General features: G+C 45.0%; 14 protein-coding genes and 2 tRNA genes. 10 read left to right on the forward strand and 6 right to left on the reverse strand.

The window, feature by feature from the left end; genetic code table 11:
- Positions 1-9 precede the first annotated feature (9 nt).
- Entirely contained in the window at positions 10-1,008 is a 999-nt protein-coding gene (ubiU, locus tag ACRRS1_RS08055) for a ubiquinone anaerobic biosynthesis protein UbiU (RefSeq protein WP_432459075.1), read from the reverse strand.
- Between the two features lie 142 nt (positions 1,009-1,150).
- On the opposite strand from ubiU, the gene ubiT reads away from it, so the two are divergent.
- Complete coding sequence (ubiT, locus tag ACRRS1_RS08060) at positions 1,151-1,639, forward strand: ubiquinone anaerobic biosynthesis accessory factor UbiT (RefSeq protein ID WP_432453684.1); 489 nt, start codon at positions 1,151-1,153, stop codon at positions 1,637-1,639.
- 199 nt (positions 1,640-1,838) lie between these two features.
- Here ubiT and ACRRS1_RS08065 read toward each other — a convergent pair whose 3' ends face one another.
- On the reverse strand, positions 1,839-2,489 hold the full coding sequence (locus tag ACRRS1_RS08065; RefSeq protein WP_432462923.1) for a L,D-transpeptidase family protein: 651 nt from the start codon (positions 2,487-2,489) through the stop codon (positions 1,839-1,841).
- A gap of 190 nt (positions 2,490-2,679) precedes the next feature.
- Between ACRRS1_RS08065 and ACRRS1_RS08070 the strand changes: the two genes are divergently transcribed.
- The 5 genes from ACRRS1_RS08070 (at position 2,680) to ACRRS1_RS08090 (ending at position 7,451) form a co-directional block, all read left to right on the forward strand.
- Complete coding sequence (locus ACRRS1_RS08070) at positions 2,680-3,399, forward strand: substrate-binding periplasmic protein (protein ID WP_432453682.1); 720 nt, start codon at positions 2,680-2,682, stop codon at positions 3,397-3,399.
- Between the two features lie 286 nt (positions 3,400-3,685).
- Entirely contained in the window at positions 3,686-4,690 is a 1,005-nt protein-coding gene (locus tag ACRRS1_RS08075) for a TAXI family TRAP transporter solute-binding subunit (RefSeq protein WP_432453681.1), read from the forward strand.
- Between the two features lie 232 nt (positions 4,691-4,922).
- Positions 4,923-7,007 (forward strand): TRAP transporter permease, encoded by a 2,085-nt coding sequence (locus ACRRS1_RS08080; protein WP_432459079.1) that lies wholly within the window; start codon positions 4,923-4,925, stop codon positions 7,005-7,007.
- 203 nt (positions 7,008-7,210) lie between these two features.
- Positions 7,211-7,301, forward strand: a tRNA-Ser gene (locus ACRRS1_RS08085).
- 59 nt (positions 7,302-7,360) lie between these two features.
- Positions 7,361-7,451, forward strand: a tRNA-Ser gene (locus ACRRS1_RS08090).
- Positions 7,452-7,500: 49 nt separating this feature from the next.
- Here the strand turns inward: ACRRS1_RS08090 and hutW are convergent.
- Positions 7,501-8,859, reverse strand: a complete 1,359-nt coding sequence (hutW, locus tag ACRRS1_RS08095; protein WP_432468049.1) for a heme anaerobic degradation radical SAM methyltransferase ChuW/HutW — start codon at positions 8,857-8,859, stop codon at positions 7,501-7,503.
- Between the two features lie 217 nt (positions 8,860-9,076).
- Here hutW and ushA point away from each other — a divergent pair, with 217 nt between their 5' ends.
- The gene (ushA, locus tag ACRRS1_RS08100; RefSeq protein ID WP_432468047.1) at positions 9,077-10,738 is read left to right on the forward strand and encodes a bifunctional UDP-sugar hydrolase/5'-nucleotidase UshA; all 1,662 of its coding nucleotides are present in this window, start codon (positions 9,077-9,079) and stop codon (positions 10,736-10,738) included.
- 455 nt (positions 10,739-11,193) lie between these two features.
- Here ushA and cyaB read toward each other — a convergent pair whose 3' ends face one another.
- On the reverse strand, positions 11,194-11,760 hold the full coding sequence (cyaB, locus tag ACRRS1_RS08105) for a class IV adenylate cyclase (RefSeq protein WP_432468046.1): 567 nt from the start codon (positions 11,758-11,760) through the stop codon (positions 11,194-11,196).
- 285 nt (positions 11,761-12,045) lie between these two features.
- Here cyaB and ACRRS1_RS08110 point away from each other — a divergent pair, with 285 nt between their 5' ends.
- Positions 12,046-12,378, forward strand: coding sequence for a DUF1840 domain-containing protein (locus tag ACRRS1_RS08110; RefSeq protein WP_432459084.1), 333 nt, complete (start codon positions 12,046-12,048; stop codon positions 12,376-12,378).
- Positions 12,379-12,771: 393 nt separating this feature from the next.
- Here ACRRS1_RS08110 and ACRRS1_RS08115 read toward each other — a convergent pair whose 3' ends face one another.
- A complete protein-coding gene (locus ACRRS1_RS08115) occupies positions 12,772-13,581 on the reverse strand; it encodes a substrate-binding periplasmic protein (protein WP_432459085.1) in 810 nt (269 codons plus the stop codon).
- A gap of 801 nt (positions 13,582-14,382) precedes the next feature.
- On the opposite strand from ACRRS1_RS08115, the gene ACRRS1_RS08120 reads away from it, so the two are divergent.
- Together ACRRS1_RS08120 and ACRRS1_RS08125 are read left to right on the forward strand one after the other, a co-directional pair.
- The gene (locus ACRRS1_RS08120; protein ID WP_432468045.1) at positions 14,383-15,327 is read left to right on the forward strand and encodes a DnaJ C-terminal domain-containing protein; all 945 of its coding nucleotides are present in this window, start codon (positions 14,383-14,385) and stop codon (positions 15,325-15,327) included.
- Between the two features lie 2 nt (positions 15,328-15,329).
- The gene (locus tag ACRRS1_RS08125) at positions 15,330-15,635 is read left to right on the forward strand and encodes a chaperone modulator CbpM (protein ID WP_432468044.1); all 306 of its coding nucleotides are present in this window, start codon (positions 15,330-15,332) and stop codon (positions 15,633-15,635) included.
- A gap of 60 nt (positions 15,636-15,695) precedes the next feature.
- On the opposite strand, the gene ACRRS1_RS08130 is transcribed toward ACRRS1_RS08125, so the two are convergent.
- Positions 15,696-16,619: a LysR family transcriptional regulator gene (locus ACRRS1_RS08130; protein ID WP_432468043.1), complete on the reverse strand. Its 924-nt coding sequence runs from the start codon at positions 16,617-16,619 to the stop codon at positions 15,696-15,698.
- Between the last annotated feature and the right edge of the window lie 77 nt (positions 16,620-16,696).

A 16,696-nucleotide genomic window follows, 5' to 3' on the forward strand; every position in this document is an offset into this window, starting at 1 on the left:
ACCTATCCTTTATTGCCAAGCTTTTTGGTAAGCACCCAACGTGGTTTGGCTGCCTTCAGATAAATTAGCTAATTGACTCATCCAGTGGCTTTTCGCGGAAAAACTCTCTGGGTTTGCTTTAAAGCTATCGATTGCTTCTCGCCACACTTGGGTCACTTGAGCGACATAGGCGGGACTACGTTGGCGCCCTTCTATTTTTACAGCGGCTATATTGGCGGCGAATAACTCCGGAATCAGTTCAATGGTATTGAGGCTGGTGGGTTCCTCTAAGGCATGATAACGCTGTCCGTCTACATCAAAACGCCCCTTACATAAGGTGGGGTAGCCGGCGGTTTCATTCGGAGCATAGCGGTCAATCAGAATGTTGTTTAGCCTAGACTCTAAGCCCTGTTCGGTTTCTTGCCAACGGACATAAGAAGCGGGTGAACAGGCTCCAACGGTATTGGGCGATTCTCCGGTTAAATAGGAGGACAAATAACAGCGACCTTCTGCCATGACACAAAGGCTACCAAAAGCAAATACTTCCAGCTCCATATCTGGGCAAGCTCTCGAGAGTTGTTTGACCTGATGGATGGATAATACTCGTGGTAGCACAACACGTTTTACCGCAAAGTTACGTTGATAAAAAGCGATGGCCGAAGCATTGGTTGCCGAGGCCTGCACCGAGAGGTGAACTTCTAGGTCTGGGTGCTGTTGCTTCGCATATTCGAGCAAACAAATGTCGGCTAGAATGACGGCGTCAGCGCCGATATCAACGGCGCGGTCAATGGCTGAGAACCAAAGATGTTGCTGTTGTGGATGTGCAAAAGTATTAATCGCAATATGTAATTTACGCCGATGTTGCTTTAAGTAGTCGACCGCTTTATCAAGCTTCTTTCCTTCAAAGTTTAAACCAGCAAAATGGCGAGCATTAGTGGCGTCTTTAAAGCCAATATAGATAGCGTCGGCGCCGTGATCCACCGCCGCTTTAACTGCAGGTAAAGAGCCTGCAGGGCAAAGTAATTCCATAGGTCCCTCTCAAGAGATTTTTTGTTATTTTACTGGTCTTAGTTATTCAGGATATTGACTCAGAGCAGGTTTGATGTTGGCAAAGTTGAGTAAACTGAATCACTTATCTGCTCGATCTATTGTTTATATATGAGGAAATGAAGTGCTGGATAGCTTGAAACAATCTTTAGTGAAAGACATGCCCAAAATATTGAGCATTCCTGTGAAGTTCTGTCCTTTTGCTGTGCAAGGCTTGGTTTTAGAGAAAGCGCTAGCCCTTGCTTTTGCGGAAGCAATTGAAGAAGGCGATCTTGATTTTTTGCTACAACGTTGGTTGAAGCTTGAAGTGACCGATCTAAATGCTAGCTGGTTTGTCACTTTTCAACAGGGAAAATTGCGGGTTCAAGCGAATGCACCTCAAATTGATGTCAGTTTTTCTGGTCAGCTTAATGAATTTGTATTGCTCATGGGACGCCAAGAAGATCCAGATACATTATTTTTTCAACGCCGCTTAAAAATAGAAGGTGATACCGAGCTCGGTTTAGAACTTAAAAATTTACTGGACAACTTAGACTTTGACAGCTTGCCCGCATGGCTTAGCGAAGGCTTGAAAAAAAGTGCCGGTATGGTGCTGCAATATCATAGCGCGTAACAGGGTTTGCGATTTAACCAGCCATTTGGTGCTTTTTAAATGGTCACTATAAAGTAGCTAGCAGAATCCTTGTGCTTATTTCTCCTTAGGAAACACGGCAATTCGGGTCTGTTTGCTCTTGGTATGCTTCTGCTGGCGGTGATTCAAATTCATTTATCTCAATAAAACTGAACATAAAAAATCATTCGCTGCCAGGTTTCTATCGCTTAAATCTCTCAAATTGTTGTTGGATTTGTTGATAAAGTTCTGTGGTCCATGGGGGTAAGTGATCAGGTACTGGAAACAGCGGCAATAGCCTTGGATCGTGCGGGGCGATAACCACTGAACTATTGCCGGGGCCAATACGTTCCACCAAGATAAATAAATCTTCGATATTTTGATCGCCGATGGCTAAACAGCCGATTGATGACGCTTTGCCATGAATAAAAATGTTTGAACCGGGTTGCTTGCGTTGTTCCAACTTTGCTTTGGCAAGATCGAAACTATTAGGGTAGTTCAGTTTCATCGAAAGATGAAATTGACTATTCGGGTTTAGAGCCTCAATCTGATAGATCCCCTCGGGGACTTGCAAGTCCCCTTCTCGAAGCTTTGGCCCTGCCGTGCCACTCGCATGTCGGATCCAATAAGTATGAATAAAGTGATAACCCTCCCCACTGTCGGCCCATAGCTCTAAGCGTCGTGAACGTTTGCTCGCCAATAAGGTGATTTTTTGCGGCGGGTAATCGACTTTAGCGGCGACAAATAGCGGTAATAAACGCTTTAGACTATCGTTATGGTAGGCCTTTATAGCCTGACTAATGGAGCGTTTTCCTGCTAAGTGCTGAGTCGAGTTTGGCCATGTAGCAGCCATTATAGAAAAACAATAGCCACCAAGGAGGGCATAAAAGCATAGTCGAATGAAACTCAAAGGTGAATGCTCGGTAGATTGCTGAGGCTGCAGTGTACTTGTTGTTTTGTCTTCTGACTAGCGTTGCCATGTTGGCTGCTGGTTGAATTTGCTGACTAGGCAAGTCGTGAAAATGAGAAATTTGGGGATTGGGATGAAATACAGGATTAAGTTACTCATTGCTTGTTCTCTATTCACGAGTATTCAGCTACAAGCTCATACATTGGAAGAGCTGAGTTACATGAGTGAAGACTTTTTCCCTTACAACTATGTTGAACAGCAACAGCCGCAAGGTTTTGCTGTGGAACTGTTAAGTTTGGTATTTCAGCAATTGGGTAGCCCGCTCCCAGAGATCCAGTTTTTACCTTGGAAACGGGCATACGCAAAACTGCAGCAGCTGCCTTATACGGTGTTATTTTCAACTATTAAAACTGCCCAGCGAGAGTCAAAATTTAAATGGGCTTGTCCAATTAACATCGGTCAGGCCAATTTATATGCACTGAATGACAGCAAAATTGAGATCACGGCGTTGGCGGATTTAGCGAATTATAAAGTTGCATTACTCAGCGGGCAGTCGATCCATGCTTATTTAAATGATGCTGGCCTACAGCATAATATCGTGGCGATTAAGACTATTGAGCAAGCATTTAAATTATTAGCGCTACGCCGAGTTGATTTGTTGGCCCTGGTCTCGGAGCACATCGACCCACATGAACTAAGCTTCAAACAAGTCTATAGTTTGTTCGATAATGAATACTGTTATGCTTTTCATCCATCGGTGAGTGAGCCCGAATTACGACGCTTTCAACGAGCCTTGCAGTTAGTCGTCAGCTCTGCGAGTTATCAAAAGCTCTACCAAAAGTATTTTAAGTAGTTGCCTTATGGTTGGTTCCGACTTTAGTCGTAGGCTCGTGTTAATAACTTGTTAATTTGCAACTTGTTCATTAGCATGATTATTCGCTCGCTTGAAGATGGCGGGTGCCATAGAAATTCATCGAGAGCTGCTGATAATTGGCGTGATTAAGGCGTCGAGAGCTTTGAGTCGTTGATGACGCACGCTTAAATCAGCAAGTTGTAGGCTAGGGCTGAGTTTTCATCGTTTAGATATTCAGGATCAAGGGTTCGCGTGGTCGTAGAACCTTTACTAAGGAGAGTAAATCATGGCTTATTGGCTAAAAAGTTTATTACTACTGACAACAATGCTCGGTGTAACAGCGCAAGCGGACACCGCTAAAAACTACTTGTTGGCAACTGCGAGTACCGGAGGAACCTATTATCCGGTGGGGGTCGCATTGGCAACCCTCACTAAGGTGAAGATCCAACCGACCCATAAAGTGAGTGTTTCTGCGATTAATTCTGCTGGTTCAGCGGAGAACATTAAGTTATTGCGTGATAAAGAAGCTCAGTTTGCCATTTTACAGGGGCTCTATGGTTCCTATGCGGTTAATGGGAGTGGTCCTCTTGAACAACAAGGAAAGCAAACTCATCTGCGCTCTATTACTATGTTATGGCAGAATGTTGAGCAATTTGTTATTCAAAAGCAATACGCGAAAACAGGGGATATTAGCGACCTACTAGCATTAACTGGAAAGACACTCGCCTTGGGTAAGAAAAACTCCGGAACTATTGGCTCGAACCGTTTTCTACTGGGGCATCTTGGGGTTGATATTGATAGCCAAATGAAACTTTTTTCTGCAGGTTATGGCCCCTCTGCGGAAGCGCTACAAAATGGCCAAGTAGTCGGCATTAACACGCCGGCAGGGGCTCCTACCGGGGCTATCACTAAGTTATTTGCCGCAGCGGCGAAAGATGTTGTACCGCTGGATATTAGCGATGAGCAAATGCAGCAGGCAAATGGGGGCCTGGGTTTATGGACTCGGTATGTGATACCCGCTGGCACCTACCCGAATCAGGCAAAGGACTGGAATACCATTGCGCAACCGAATTTTTTAGCGGTACATGCTGACGTGGATGAAGAATTTGTTTATTTGTTGACCAAAACGATTTACGAAAACTTGGCTTTTTTACAGGCGATCCATAAAGCAACCCTCGCCATGTCGTTAGAAAAAGCGCTGGCAGGTTTGCCTGCTCCACTTCATCCCGGTGCGGCACGTTACTATCGCGAACAGGGGATTCAAATTCCCGATAACTTGGTGGCGAAATAAGCGCTTGTTTTGGCTTAACAAGTCAGTGAATTTGCTTGTTAAGCCTCTTCATATCATAAGACCAAGCCGAATCACCGATAGAAAGGGCTTCAAATATTCAGTGCGAAGGCCTCTCGTGAGCATTGATCCCGTGGTCATCTCTTGTTAATGGAAGCAATTCTCATCATACGTGCACTTCGCATGCACTTTTATTTATGCACCGCGCATTATTGTTACTCAAGGAGCTTCTGCTATGCAATGGAATGCAGTCCCCGATAGTATCCGTCAAGAAGTCAACGAAACCCGTTCCTTGTCATTGGTGTATGTGCTGGGGATCGTGATTAGTCTAGTGCATGTCTATTTCAATATTTTCGCAGATATTGCAGTTTTGCAACAAAATATTATCCACTTTGCAGGTTTTGTCTTGTTATGTGGCTTGCTGAAGCCGCTGACAAAGCATCACTTGGCCAGTTGGTTGGATCGTATATGGGTATTTTCTATCACGCTGTCAGCGATTTATTTGCTGTTTGCCGAAGACTTGATTTACCAACGGGGTGTTCGTTTAGTCACTCTCGATTGGATCTGCGGCATAGTGGTGATCCTCGGCGCGATTGATATGACGCGTCGGGCGACAGGTTGGGTGATCCCATTGCTCATTGTGAGCTCTATTTCCTATTTGGCCTGGTGGGGCAATTATGTGCCGGGCGTTTTTCAATTCAAAGGTTTAAGTCTAGAGACGCTGTTGTTTCGAAGTATTTATGGTGACGATGCCATCTTTGGCAACATTGCCCGAATTTCGGCGAGCTTTGTGTTTATGTTTATCCTGTTTGGTGCCTTTTTATTACGCTCGGGCGCAGGGGATTTTGTGATCCACTTGTCAAAAAGCATCGCCAGTAAACTGGTTGGCGGACCTGGGATTGTGGCGATTATCGCCTCAGGTTTAACCGGGACTATTTCTGGTAGCGCGGTGGCCAATACGGCCTCAACTGGGGTGGTGACGATTCCTCTGATGAAAAATGCTGGATTTAGTGCACGTTTTGCTGCCGCCGTTGAGGCTTCGGCGTCAACTGGAGGGCAAATTGTTCCCCCGATTATGGGGGCTGGTGCCTTTGTGATGGCTAGTTATACTCAGATCCCCTACAGCACCATCGTCATCGTGAGTATTTTTCCTGCGATATTGTATTTTGCCTCACTGGTATTTTACGTGCGAACGGAATCTTACAAAATGGGTTTAACGCGTACCATGGAAAAAGGCGCGCCCTTACTGCCGATGGTGTTGCGAGAAGGTTTATCCTTTATTGTGCCCGTGAGTTTATTGATTGGTTTACTGGTGATGGGATATACCCCGACTTATGCGGCGGTGATTGCGATTATCACGGTGATTATCAGTTCCTGGTTTACCCCGAATAAGATGGGTTTTCGAGCGATCGCCGATGCATTTGCTCTAGGGGCGCGAAATATGGTGGTGACAGCGGTATTGCTCTGTTCTGTAGGCCTGATTGTGAATGTGATCGCCACCGCCGGGATTGGTAATACCTTCTCGTTAATGATTACCGAGTGGTCGGGCGGAAGCTTATTATTGGCCTTATTGTTGGTGGCTATCGCTTCTTTGGTTTTGGGGATGGGTTTACCGGTCACTGCCTCATATATTGTACTGGCGACCTTGTCGGCACCCGCCTTGTTACAATTAATGGCGAACGCCGAGTTGGTGAGAGTGTTGAGCACCACAGAGATCAGTAGCGAGCTGCATGCGGTATTAATGCTGCTGGGGGTGGGTGCGGAGCAAGGCAGTTTGAGCTTAGTGGAGGCGCAAACTTTAGTCAGTCAAATCCCTGATGAGATGATGGCCTTGCTGCAACCAATGTTGCTTGATGATGGCAAAATAGCGATGTTGTTGCTGTCTGCTCATTTAATCATTTTCTGGTTGTCGCAAGACAGTAACGTAACCCCGCCAGTTTGTTTATGTACCTTCACTGCCGCCGCTATCGCCAAGTCTCCACCAATGGCGACCGGTTTTACTTCCTGGAAAATCGCCAAGGGTCTATACATCATTCCCTTGTTATTTGCCTATACGCCTTTAGTGCAGGGGGCGGGGTGGGAGCCGATACTCGTGTTTGCTTTTGCTTTGCCCGGCTTATACGCCTTTACTTTAGTGATGCAGGGCTGGCATAAACGACAGCTACAGATTTGGGAGCGAGTGCTGATGGCCGCGTTGGCCACGGCTTTATTGTATCCTTTGGGTTTTGTTTGGCAGTTGTTTAGTTTGTTCTGCCTAATTATATTCGTGCTTTACCTTGGCAAAAGCGCCAAACTGAAACTGTCTTCGGTGGAGTCGTGAAAAACCGCCAGTAAGCTCAGTGATAGTGCTTAAGTGCCTGGCGGATATTTCAAACAACTTAGTTCAAACATCTTAGGGAATGCCGGGTAGAACAAGAATTCGTCAATCCATAAAAAGTTTGACTCAATTGGCTGAATTGCGAGCGGTTGAACTGAAATAGCCTTTACATTTTAAAATCATAAACGTAATATTCACACCGCTGCGGAGGGGTGGCAGAGTGGTCGAATGCACCGGTCTTGAAAACCGGCAAGGGTTAATAGCCCTTCGAGAGTTCAAATCTCTCCTCCTCCGCCATATTAACTTGGCATGTCATCAATCAGAACATGACACTTTAATTGCAGCAACACCCCTGCGGAGGGGTGGCAGAGTGGTCGAATGCACCGGTCTTGAAAACCGGCAAGGGTTAATAGCCCTTCGAGAGTTCAAATCTCTCCTCCTCCGCCATTTTTAAAAGCCATGCTAAAGCATGGCTTTTTTCGTTTCTGCTCGGCACTTATTGTGCGAGCGGATAAAGACGCAGGTAGTTTTTCAGGGCGTTTGCTAGATTTACCGACCAAAACTGTCCCGCTAAACTTAAGTTAAGCTGTTGGCCGTGCTGTGTGACCAGGCCGTTTTTTTGCCAAGCATCAAACAGCGTTTGACAATGGCGAAACACCTGCGCGCCTTGAGGAAGTTTAGCCGCGCTTAGTTCTCCTTGGTCACAGCCACTGACAATGGCAGCTTGTAGCGTGGCATCTTGGCTCGGTGGGGTTAAGGTTTGAAAAGCCCAGCTGTTTTCTTGCACTGCATTTTTCCAGGTATCGATATCGCGAAACTGCATCATGCTAAAGCCATTGATTTTTCCGCCAGCCCCGGCGCCAATGGGCAAAATATCGACCCCCTGCTTGACCAGGCTATTGTAATGGCTTTGCTCTCGGGGATCGCTTGCCCAATGACAATAACTCAGCTGCTTTAAACCCTGCTTGGTGAAAAACTGATGCCCTTGGCGGTACATCAGTGCTTTTTCGCTGGTGCTTAAAGGTTGGGCAACTCCCTCCTTCTCCGAATTTCGTTGTAATGCGGTACCGCCAAATGTGAGCAGTTGATAGAGATCGACACCATGGACACCGCTGCTCAGCACATCTTGTAGATCCTGCTGCCAGTTTTCAGTCGTCTGATGGGGCAGACCATAGAGCAAGTCGATGGCAATAGTCGCTTGTTGTGAAGCGCTTAATTGTTGCAGCCGTTGGAGAATGGTCTCACGTTGGTCGAGTCGTTTGGCGCTGCGACGAACCTGGCTGTTAAAGCTTTGCACTCCAAAAGAGAAGCGATTAAATCCGCCCGCGAGCGCGGCGGAAAACTTGTCATCGTCAAATCGATTGAGTCGACCCTCTAAGGTGATTTCGCAGTCACTGCTTAAAGGAAAGTAATGTTGGATCAGCTGACCAAGTTGCTTTAGTTGGGCTGAGTTTAAATCGGTGGGGGTGCCGCCGCCCACGTAGACTGCGTCGAAGGGCTGCGCCTTGCTCCAGGGGTAAGCTGCTTTGGCCTTGAGCTCCTGTTCTAAAACTGCGAAATATTGGTCCATCATTTGCGGGCTACTGGCATATTGAAAAAAGCTGCAGAAACTACAGCGCACGCGACAAAAGGGGATATGAATATAAATCGCACGCTTTTGCTGTGAGGTTGGCGAAGCTGAGAGTTGTGCAAAGAGCTTGTTGAATGCGGTATCTCCTGACAGCTGTGCGCCGGTATTTTGCTGTGCATGGGCGGTGGTTTTTTTAGCGAAGGCAAACTGTAAAGGCGAAGGGCTTGCCTGGCCGGTGAGTGCTTCGGGTAAGGACGACAAAGACAGAGAATTTACTTGAGTCATGATTGGCTTCACAAAGTATTTATTGAAAATGTAAATTATTATCATTTGCATTTCATTGATCTAGACCAAGTCTGCGCTGCTAAATGTTGAACAACATCTTTGGCTGATATCTGAGCAAATTGCCAATATAACTTGAATTTTCTCTGTAAGACTCTGTTCTTGTTGAAAGTAACTGAACTATTATTATTCTTCATTAACTGATCATCAAGGAATGAAGATGAAGCGCTGTTATCGTTTTGCAATATTACCCTTTGTGCTACTCATGAGTGTGTTAGTGGGCTGCAGCACCCAGCCCAGTCATAGTTGGCAGCCTGATCATAGCTATAAAATCACCGTGTTACATACCAACGATCATCATGGCCGTTTTTGGCAGAATAAATACGGCGAATACGGATTGGCGGCGCGTAAAACCCTCATCGATGGGATCCGTAAAGAGGTCGCGGCTGCAGGGGGCAGTGTATTACTGTTGTCTGGCGGGGACATTAATACTGGTGTTCCGGAGTCAGATTTACTGGATGCCGAGCCTGACTTTAAGGGGATGAAGTTACTCGGTTATGATGCGATGGCTTTAGGCAATCATGAGTTTGATAACAGCTTGGCGGTGCTGGCGCAGCAGCAGGAGTGGGCGGGATTTCCCTTCTTATCGGCCAATATTTATCAACGATCCACCGGTCAGCGTAAATTTCAGGCCTATACAATTTTCGACCTGCAGGGCGTTAAAGTGGCGGTGATCGGTTTTACGACGGAAGATACCTATAAATTGGTGCATCCCGATACGGTGGCTGATATCGAGTTTCGGGATCCCAAAGTCGAGGCGAAGAAGGTACTGGCAGAACTGCATCAACAAGAGCAACCGGATTTGGTATTTGCGGTGACCCACATGGGGCACTACGCCAATGCGCAACATGGGGTTAATGCGCCGGGTGATGTGAGTCTGGCGCGTTCATTAAAACCAGGTGAGTTAGATTTAATCGTTGGTGGCCACTCTCAAGAACCTGTGTGTATGGAGCTGCCAAACCATTACGATGTTCATTTTAAGCCTGGCGCGAAGTGTCAACCCGACCAACAAAATGGCACCTGGATCGTGCAAGCCCACGAATGGGGGAAGTACTTGGGACGCGCCGATTATACGTTTAAAAATGGTGAGTTTAGCCTCGATAGTTATCGCCTTATTCCAGTAAATTTGAAGAAAAAAGTACTGCTTGACGGTAAAAAACAGCGGGTATTCGTCGCCGATGAAATTGCCGCCGATCCGCAAGCTTTAGCTTTGTTGAGTCCTTATCAGCAACAGGGGCAGGCGCAACTTGGGGTGAATATTGCGCAGCTCAAGGGACGTCTGGAAGGGGATAGAAATAAGGTGAGGTTTGCTCAAACCAACCTCGGTCGAATGATCGCAACGGCGCATATGCAGCGGGTGAATGCTGACTTTGCGGTGATGAACTCTGGCGGAGTGCGTGCTTCGATTGAGCCCGGTGATGTGAGCTATAAAGATGTTCTTACGGTACAACCCTTCTCCAATACCATTACCTATGTGGACATGAGCGGTGCTGAAGTGCTCGAGTATTTATCGGTTGTGGCGACCATGCCGGTGGATACCGGGGCCTATGCGCAGTTTGCTGGGATTGAGATGACCGTGAGTAACGGCAAGGTGAGCGATGTGGTGATTGCTGGTCAGTCGCTGGACAGCGCTCAAATCTACCGCTTTACTGTACCAAACTTCAATGCAGCAGGCGGCGATGGTTACCCTAAGATTACCGAACATCGGGGTTTTGTTGATACTGGCTTCGTGGACGCTGAAGTGCTAAAAGCCTTTATGCAACAGCATAGCCCGCTGAATGCGGCAGATTTCGCGGCTCAAGGAGAGATCACTTATCGCTAATTAAACGTTTCATCAATCAAGCTACATAACTGATTCTGGAGTTGGCACCTTGCTTGATGGTTGCCTCTAAAATTTGGTTTCGAGCCTTATAATCGTCGGAGTATAGTGCTTAATACTTGCATATTCATTGGGGAATGATCAGTATTTTTCTAGGTCTGTTGTTAGGCTTGAACCACCGCCGACTTCAGGATTAACTCATACCATTACTTATCTTGGTATAAACAAGATTGCTGTTTTGCTAGCAAATTGAGTAGCAGTTAAACCGATTTAGTGGTTGGTTGAATAGCATCATACATAGCCTTGTTATCTCACGCGGCTTTAAGCGTATAGACGAAGGGATATCACTTGGCTAAGTTCTCAAAAATTTGGATTACATCGATGGATTGGTTTTATGAATTTTCGGCTTAGCTTTCTTATGGCGTCACATCTAGGCGGTTGGGGAGAAACAACTCATATCAGCAGTGAGTGGATTGTGTCGCTTGTTCGATGAATAACTCACGATAAGATTTTGTCTCTAGGTCTGGAGTGCTTAAGCCAAATTGACTGGCTAAGCTTTCGAGTTCAACTTTATAGTTTGCTAGCATTGACTGCTCATCGGTCATAATCGCAAATTCAGCAAAGTGTCCAATTCCTTCGAGATAATCTAGTGTTACATGGTACTGACCGATGAAGTAAATACTACGGATTTTTTTTGCTTGTAAAGCGACCTGATAGCCCATAGTTTGCAGCATACTTTTTGCTGAGTGTGCATTGATGATATTCGTCGCTTCGCAGCGATCAAACTCTGGACCTTTGACTATCCATAATTTTATTCCCGACGGTTCCATCTCACGGATACAAACACTCTTATTTTGCGCTTGAAGTTGTTGAGTGGATGTATCGAAGTAGCAATCCGATTCGACGTTATCTAGAAGCATTACCTTATGAGGCATCTTAGCTAAGGTTTGCAAAAAATCAGATTTTGACGGCAATCTAAATTTTAGTTCGACTTCATATTGACCCTTGAAATGCTCTGAACTCATTTATTTTGCTTTCTTATTCTATTGGGAAGAACTGAATATTAGCATGACTGTAGCACTAAAGTAGACAAAAACGCTTGAACCAAAGCGTGTGGGTGCGAAGCTTGCGACGAGCAGGCTAGCTGGTTGATTCAATGGTGCGATGTGACATTTCATTAATTATGCGGTATCGCAATATGCTATGGTGGGTCGAGGTAGTTTATTGTATTCAGTGTGATGCCACATGCGATGAAAGATGAGTTCTAAATGTGGCATTGTTAATAACAATTAAAACAGTAGAGTTATAATATGTTGATTACATTTAGCTGTAAAGCCTATGCAAATATTACGATGTTTGGTGATGTGGGCCTACAGATGTTGAAGATGATGGGCCAAAGTGACAACGTGCCCGGAGCAATTTTGGCTGCAGATGTGGCAACCGCACTTGCTCAGTTAAAAGCTGCGATAGATCTAGCGGAAAAAGCGCCGGAACTTGGCGATGCCAAAGATGAAGCCGACGATTTGATTGAAGCGCCAGTGAGTTTGGGGCATCGAGCATTCCCCTTAATTGAGTTATTGACCGCAGCTGCTAAAGAAGAATGTAACGTGATGTGGGAGGCGATTGGTAATCAACATCCATAAGGATGGCTAAGGCTTTTTGTCTGATTGCTTTGCAGGGAGACAATAATCATGTAATAAGTATCTGTCAAACATACTAAGTCGCCTTGTTAGTAACAGTATTAGCCTCAGTTATAGTGTCCACTCATGTTAGTTTCTAAGTACGATTTGGCGGTTTCAACCTTGAGTCGGTGTACGTTATTGTTAAACAGGCGTTGGTGGAATATGAATTTGAGATATTCATATTTGAATGAAACTCTTTTGTTGGTGGTTGTTGATTCAGAACTTCGGTAAGAACATTGTTATTTCATTGTTGTTCAGTCATTTACGAAATCAGCGAAGTAAGCCTGTTTAAGGTTAGTTGAGAGTATGTTTTTCGGTTTTTCGCGCGCGTTGATGGCGCGGCTAAACGAAGGATCACTGAAGATACTTATTGAAAATCATATCATAAGTACCGTCTTCCTTCATCGATGCAAGAGCTTTGTTGTAATCTGCAATGAGCTGTGTGAAGTCGCGTTTTCTTGTGAATGCGAGGTAACTTGGAACCGCCTCCAGATTCGGGGATAATTGCCTTATTTTATTGATTTCTCCCAGCGATTTAGCGGTGCTTAAAACAACATGCCGATAGGAAGGGATCAAATCTACTCGGCCAGCTAAAAGTTTTCGAACATTACTTTTAGAGTTTTGAGCTACATCTATTTTTGAGAATAGTCCTTCAGCCAATGCAGCATCAAGTTTTGGCCCATAGCTGGTGTGATTAATCACGCCAATCGATTTATCAGCCAATTTTGTGAGGTCACCGTCATAGGTAACTGTAGAATTACTCGAAACAAAAAAAGCTTGTACCTGAGTGATCAGGACTTCACTGGTATAGCTCATAAACTCTTGTCGTTCATCGGTTAAATATGCTGAGAATATACCATCCACATCACCAGATTTGACGGATTTTAAACATCGAGCCCAAGGCATGAGTTGAATTTCAACGGTATACCCAGCGCGATAAAATGCTTCATTTATAACATCAATTAAAATACCCGTTTGTTTACCATTTTCTAGGTATGAAGTGGGAATACTGTCAGCTGCTGCGGCTAGCACAATAGTTTCAGCAGCGACTTTTTGATTAGATATTGTCAGTATTAAAATGGAAATGACTAAATAACATATCCGCTTATATATTTTTTTTTGAAAGATTTTTGTTAAAAACATAATGGTTTGCTTGTCACGCATTTTATTAACCCACTTTATATATATGCTTTTAGATATTTGTTAATGATTTCAATGTCAGAGCAAAGTGTTTGTTCAGCCTATTCAATATTTCGCTAGTCTTTGGGGATTGTTCATCGTGGCTCATTTTTTGAGACTGGGCATCTACAGTAGATTTATTTGGATACAGGGCAAAAAGTTTTACTGGTTTCATCTATATGTCAGCCTTTCATAAATAAGCTCTTATGCCTTGAGTTGTTCAAGATACGCTCCGCTCGTATGAAAACATTTGGATACGGTTTGACTATGAAAATTTAGCCAGATTTTGTGGACCATTCATGTTTGCTTCAGACTTAAATTTTGCTTCGAAAAACCATATCAAGTTCTCATAGTATAGTGGGGGATCTGGTATTCACCCAATATCAACTCGTGGCATAAGAGACCTCTTGGCTTAGTCTGAGATAGCCTGATGGCTCTTAAATCGTGACTAATATTGATTAAAAGCAGTGAACCTTTGCGTTTTCGAAGCTAACTATCCTGATTCAAGCAAAGCGATTTTTTTGTGGTGTTGAGCCCTGATTTTATGACTGAAAATTGTTTTGCCAGAATTTATTCTCAATCGACGTATTGTGTATCTCTTGGTTGGATTAACACCTCATTTTTGATCGAAACTCCTACACTTAGAGCGAGGAAGAGTGAATCCATGAGGCTTCGATTTTGCCTGCTTCTTGGTGTGCTTATTACGCTCATGAGAAAAAGCGTTGATCTGGAACTCGCTAAACCCTGCTAGGCCTTGAATGAGGCTTTGAAATGAAGGATAGGCGTATGGAATTCAAAGATTACTACAACATCCTTGGCGTGAAGCCTGATGCGGGAAGCAAAGAGATCAAAGCGGCCTATCGTAAGCTCGCGCTGAAATACCATCCTGATATGAATTCTGATGCTCGAGCTGAAGCAAAGTTTAAAGAACTGGCTGAGGCGTATAAAGTTTTAAAACATCCCAAACGACGTGCTGAATACGATCAACTTCGCCAATATGGACAGCAGTCAAGTCACGGCTTTCGCCCACCACCGGGGTGGCGAAGTACCAGTTACGCTGAAGAGCCTGATCGCGAGCAATTCGAAGGTGATTTTTCTGAGTTTTTTAATTCAATTTTTGGTCAGCATCGGGCTACATTTCGGCAGCGGGCTTCAGCTGCGCCGCAACGCGGTCAGGATATCGAGATTGAACTGCCGCTATTTTTAGAAGAAACCATTCAACAAACGCATAAAACCATCGAGTATCAGCTGCCGGTGTTTGGTAACGGGCGGCTTGAGCATGTCACCAAGCAATTGAAGATTAAAGTGCCGATGGGAAGTTGCGATGGTGAACGGATCCGAGTGCCAGGCCAGGGGCACCCCAGTTCCAGTGGTGGCTTTGCGGGCGATCTCTATTTGCATGTTCGTTTAGTACCGCATCCGCTGTTTGATGTGCAGGGACATCATTTGTATATCTCATTGCCCTTGTCCCCATGGGAGGCCGCTTTAGGCACCAAGGTGACACTGCCCACCCTTGAAGGGAAAATCAGTTTATCGATCCCTGCGAATACTCAAGCAGGGCGCAAATTGCGAGTGAAGGGTAAAGGCTTAAGAAGTAAAAATGTCACTGGCGACTTATTTGCGGTGGTCAGCATTGTGATGCCAAATAAAGCGACGCCACAGCAACAAGCGTTATGGCAGGCGCTGGCCTCTAGTAGTCACTTTAATCCCAGAGCAGCGTGGAGGGAATGAGCATGAGTGAAGCTTTCGTCAATATATCCTTCAATGAACTCTGCCAACTTGCAGGAATAGAGCGTGATGTGCTGATTAATGTGGTGGAATACGGCATTGTTCAGCCACTAAGGGGGGAAGGGATAGAGCGCTGGATATTCGATACTACGAGTCTTCATTGGATCAAAAAAGCGGTGCGGCTTCATCAAGACTTAGAAATAGATTGGGTGGCGGTCGCCATGGTGGTTAACTTGTTGCAACAAAATGAAAATTTGTTAAAGCAAAATCAAGCTTACCAGAGACAGCTTCAGCGTTTTATCGGCGGCTAGCTAGTCTCTGGTGGTGATTGGTTCATGATTTGTCAGTTAGGTGAAGCTCAGCACTGTCCTTTATTGGTGTGGCAGTGTATCTGTTTGTTCGATGAATTGTTGAAACTGTTCGATAAACCAGATGAGCTTCGGATCCTGATAGCGGGTTTTATGCCAATATAAATTGAGTTGGTAGTTAGGAAGTTTAAAGGGCAAGGGACTTAGGCTTAAACGAAGTTGTTGTTGCATCTGTTGAGCATAGCGATGGGGGAGGGTTAGTAAATAGTCGGTATTTTGCACAAAATAGGGAGCCGCTAATACACTGGCAGTTTTAATCGCAATCTGTCTCTTTTTTCTTATTTTGGCCAAGCTAATATCTACGATGCCGCGGGATTCGTTCCAAGGTGTGACTAGAATATGTTTATGTTCTAAAAATTGTTGTAAGTTGAGTGGGCCTGGGGTTCCTCGCTGCGCACAACGAGCATTAACATAGTGGTCTTCAAGCCAAGTTAAGCGCATTAAACTTTCGCTACTCTCTGGCTGATGGCTGAAACCACAGGCCAAGTCGAGCTCTCCCGATTTAAGCGCTGCTTCTGGTAGGCGTTGTTCTAATTGTAGAAACTCAATATTAATTGCTTTAAACCCTTGGCTTAAGTGAGCGGTAAACGCTTGCATACACCAAGAGCTATAGTCGGTGGTGGCGATTTTAAAGTTGTGGGTTTGCGTCGGCGAAAAGGCTTGAGATAACTCAAAACCCTGATTGAGCATGGTGAGTGCTGGCATCACATGTTCAGCCAAACGTTGGGCATAGGCTGTGGGTAGCATTCGGTTTTCGATACGAACGAACAGCTCATCGCCTAGTCGTTCTCGTAGGCGAGTGAGCGCATGACTACAGGCCGATTGACTCAGCTTAAGTGTTTCGGCGGTGACGGTTACAGAACCTGTTTGATATAAACTGGCAAATAGCTTCAGTAGATTGAGATCAATATTAGGAAATTTGTCCATGCACACTCTTCATTTGTCGTCTGCATATAATGCACTGTATTCATGAAGCTATAGAGCTTACACTCTCCCTACTTTGA

Origin of the sequence: Agarivorans sp. Z349TD_8 (assembly GCF_050870825.2) — a bacterium.
In the GTDB taxonomy this organism is placed as follows: Bacteria; Pseudomonadota; Gammaproteobacteria; order Enterobacterales; family Celerinatantimonadaceae; genus Agarivorans.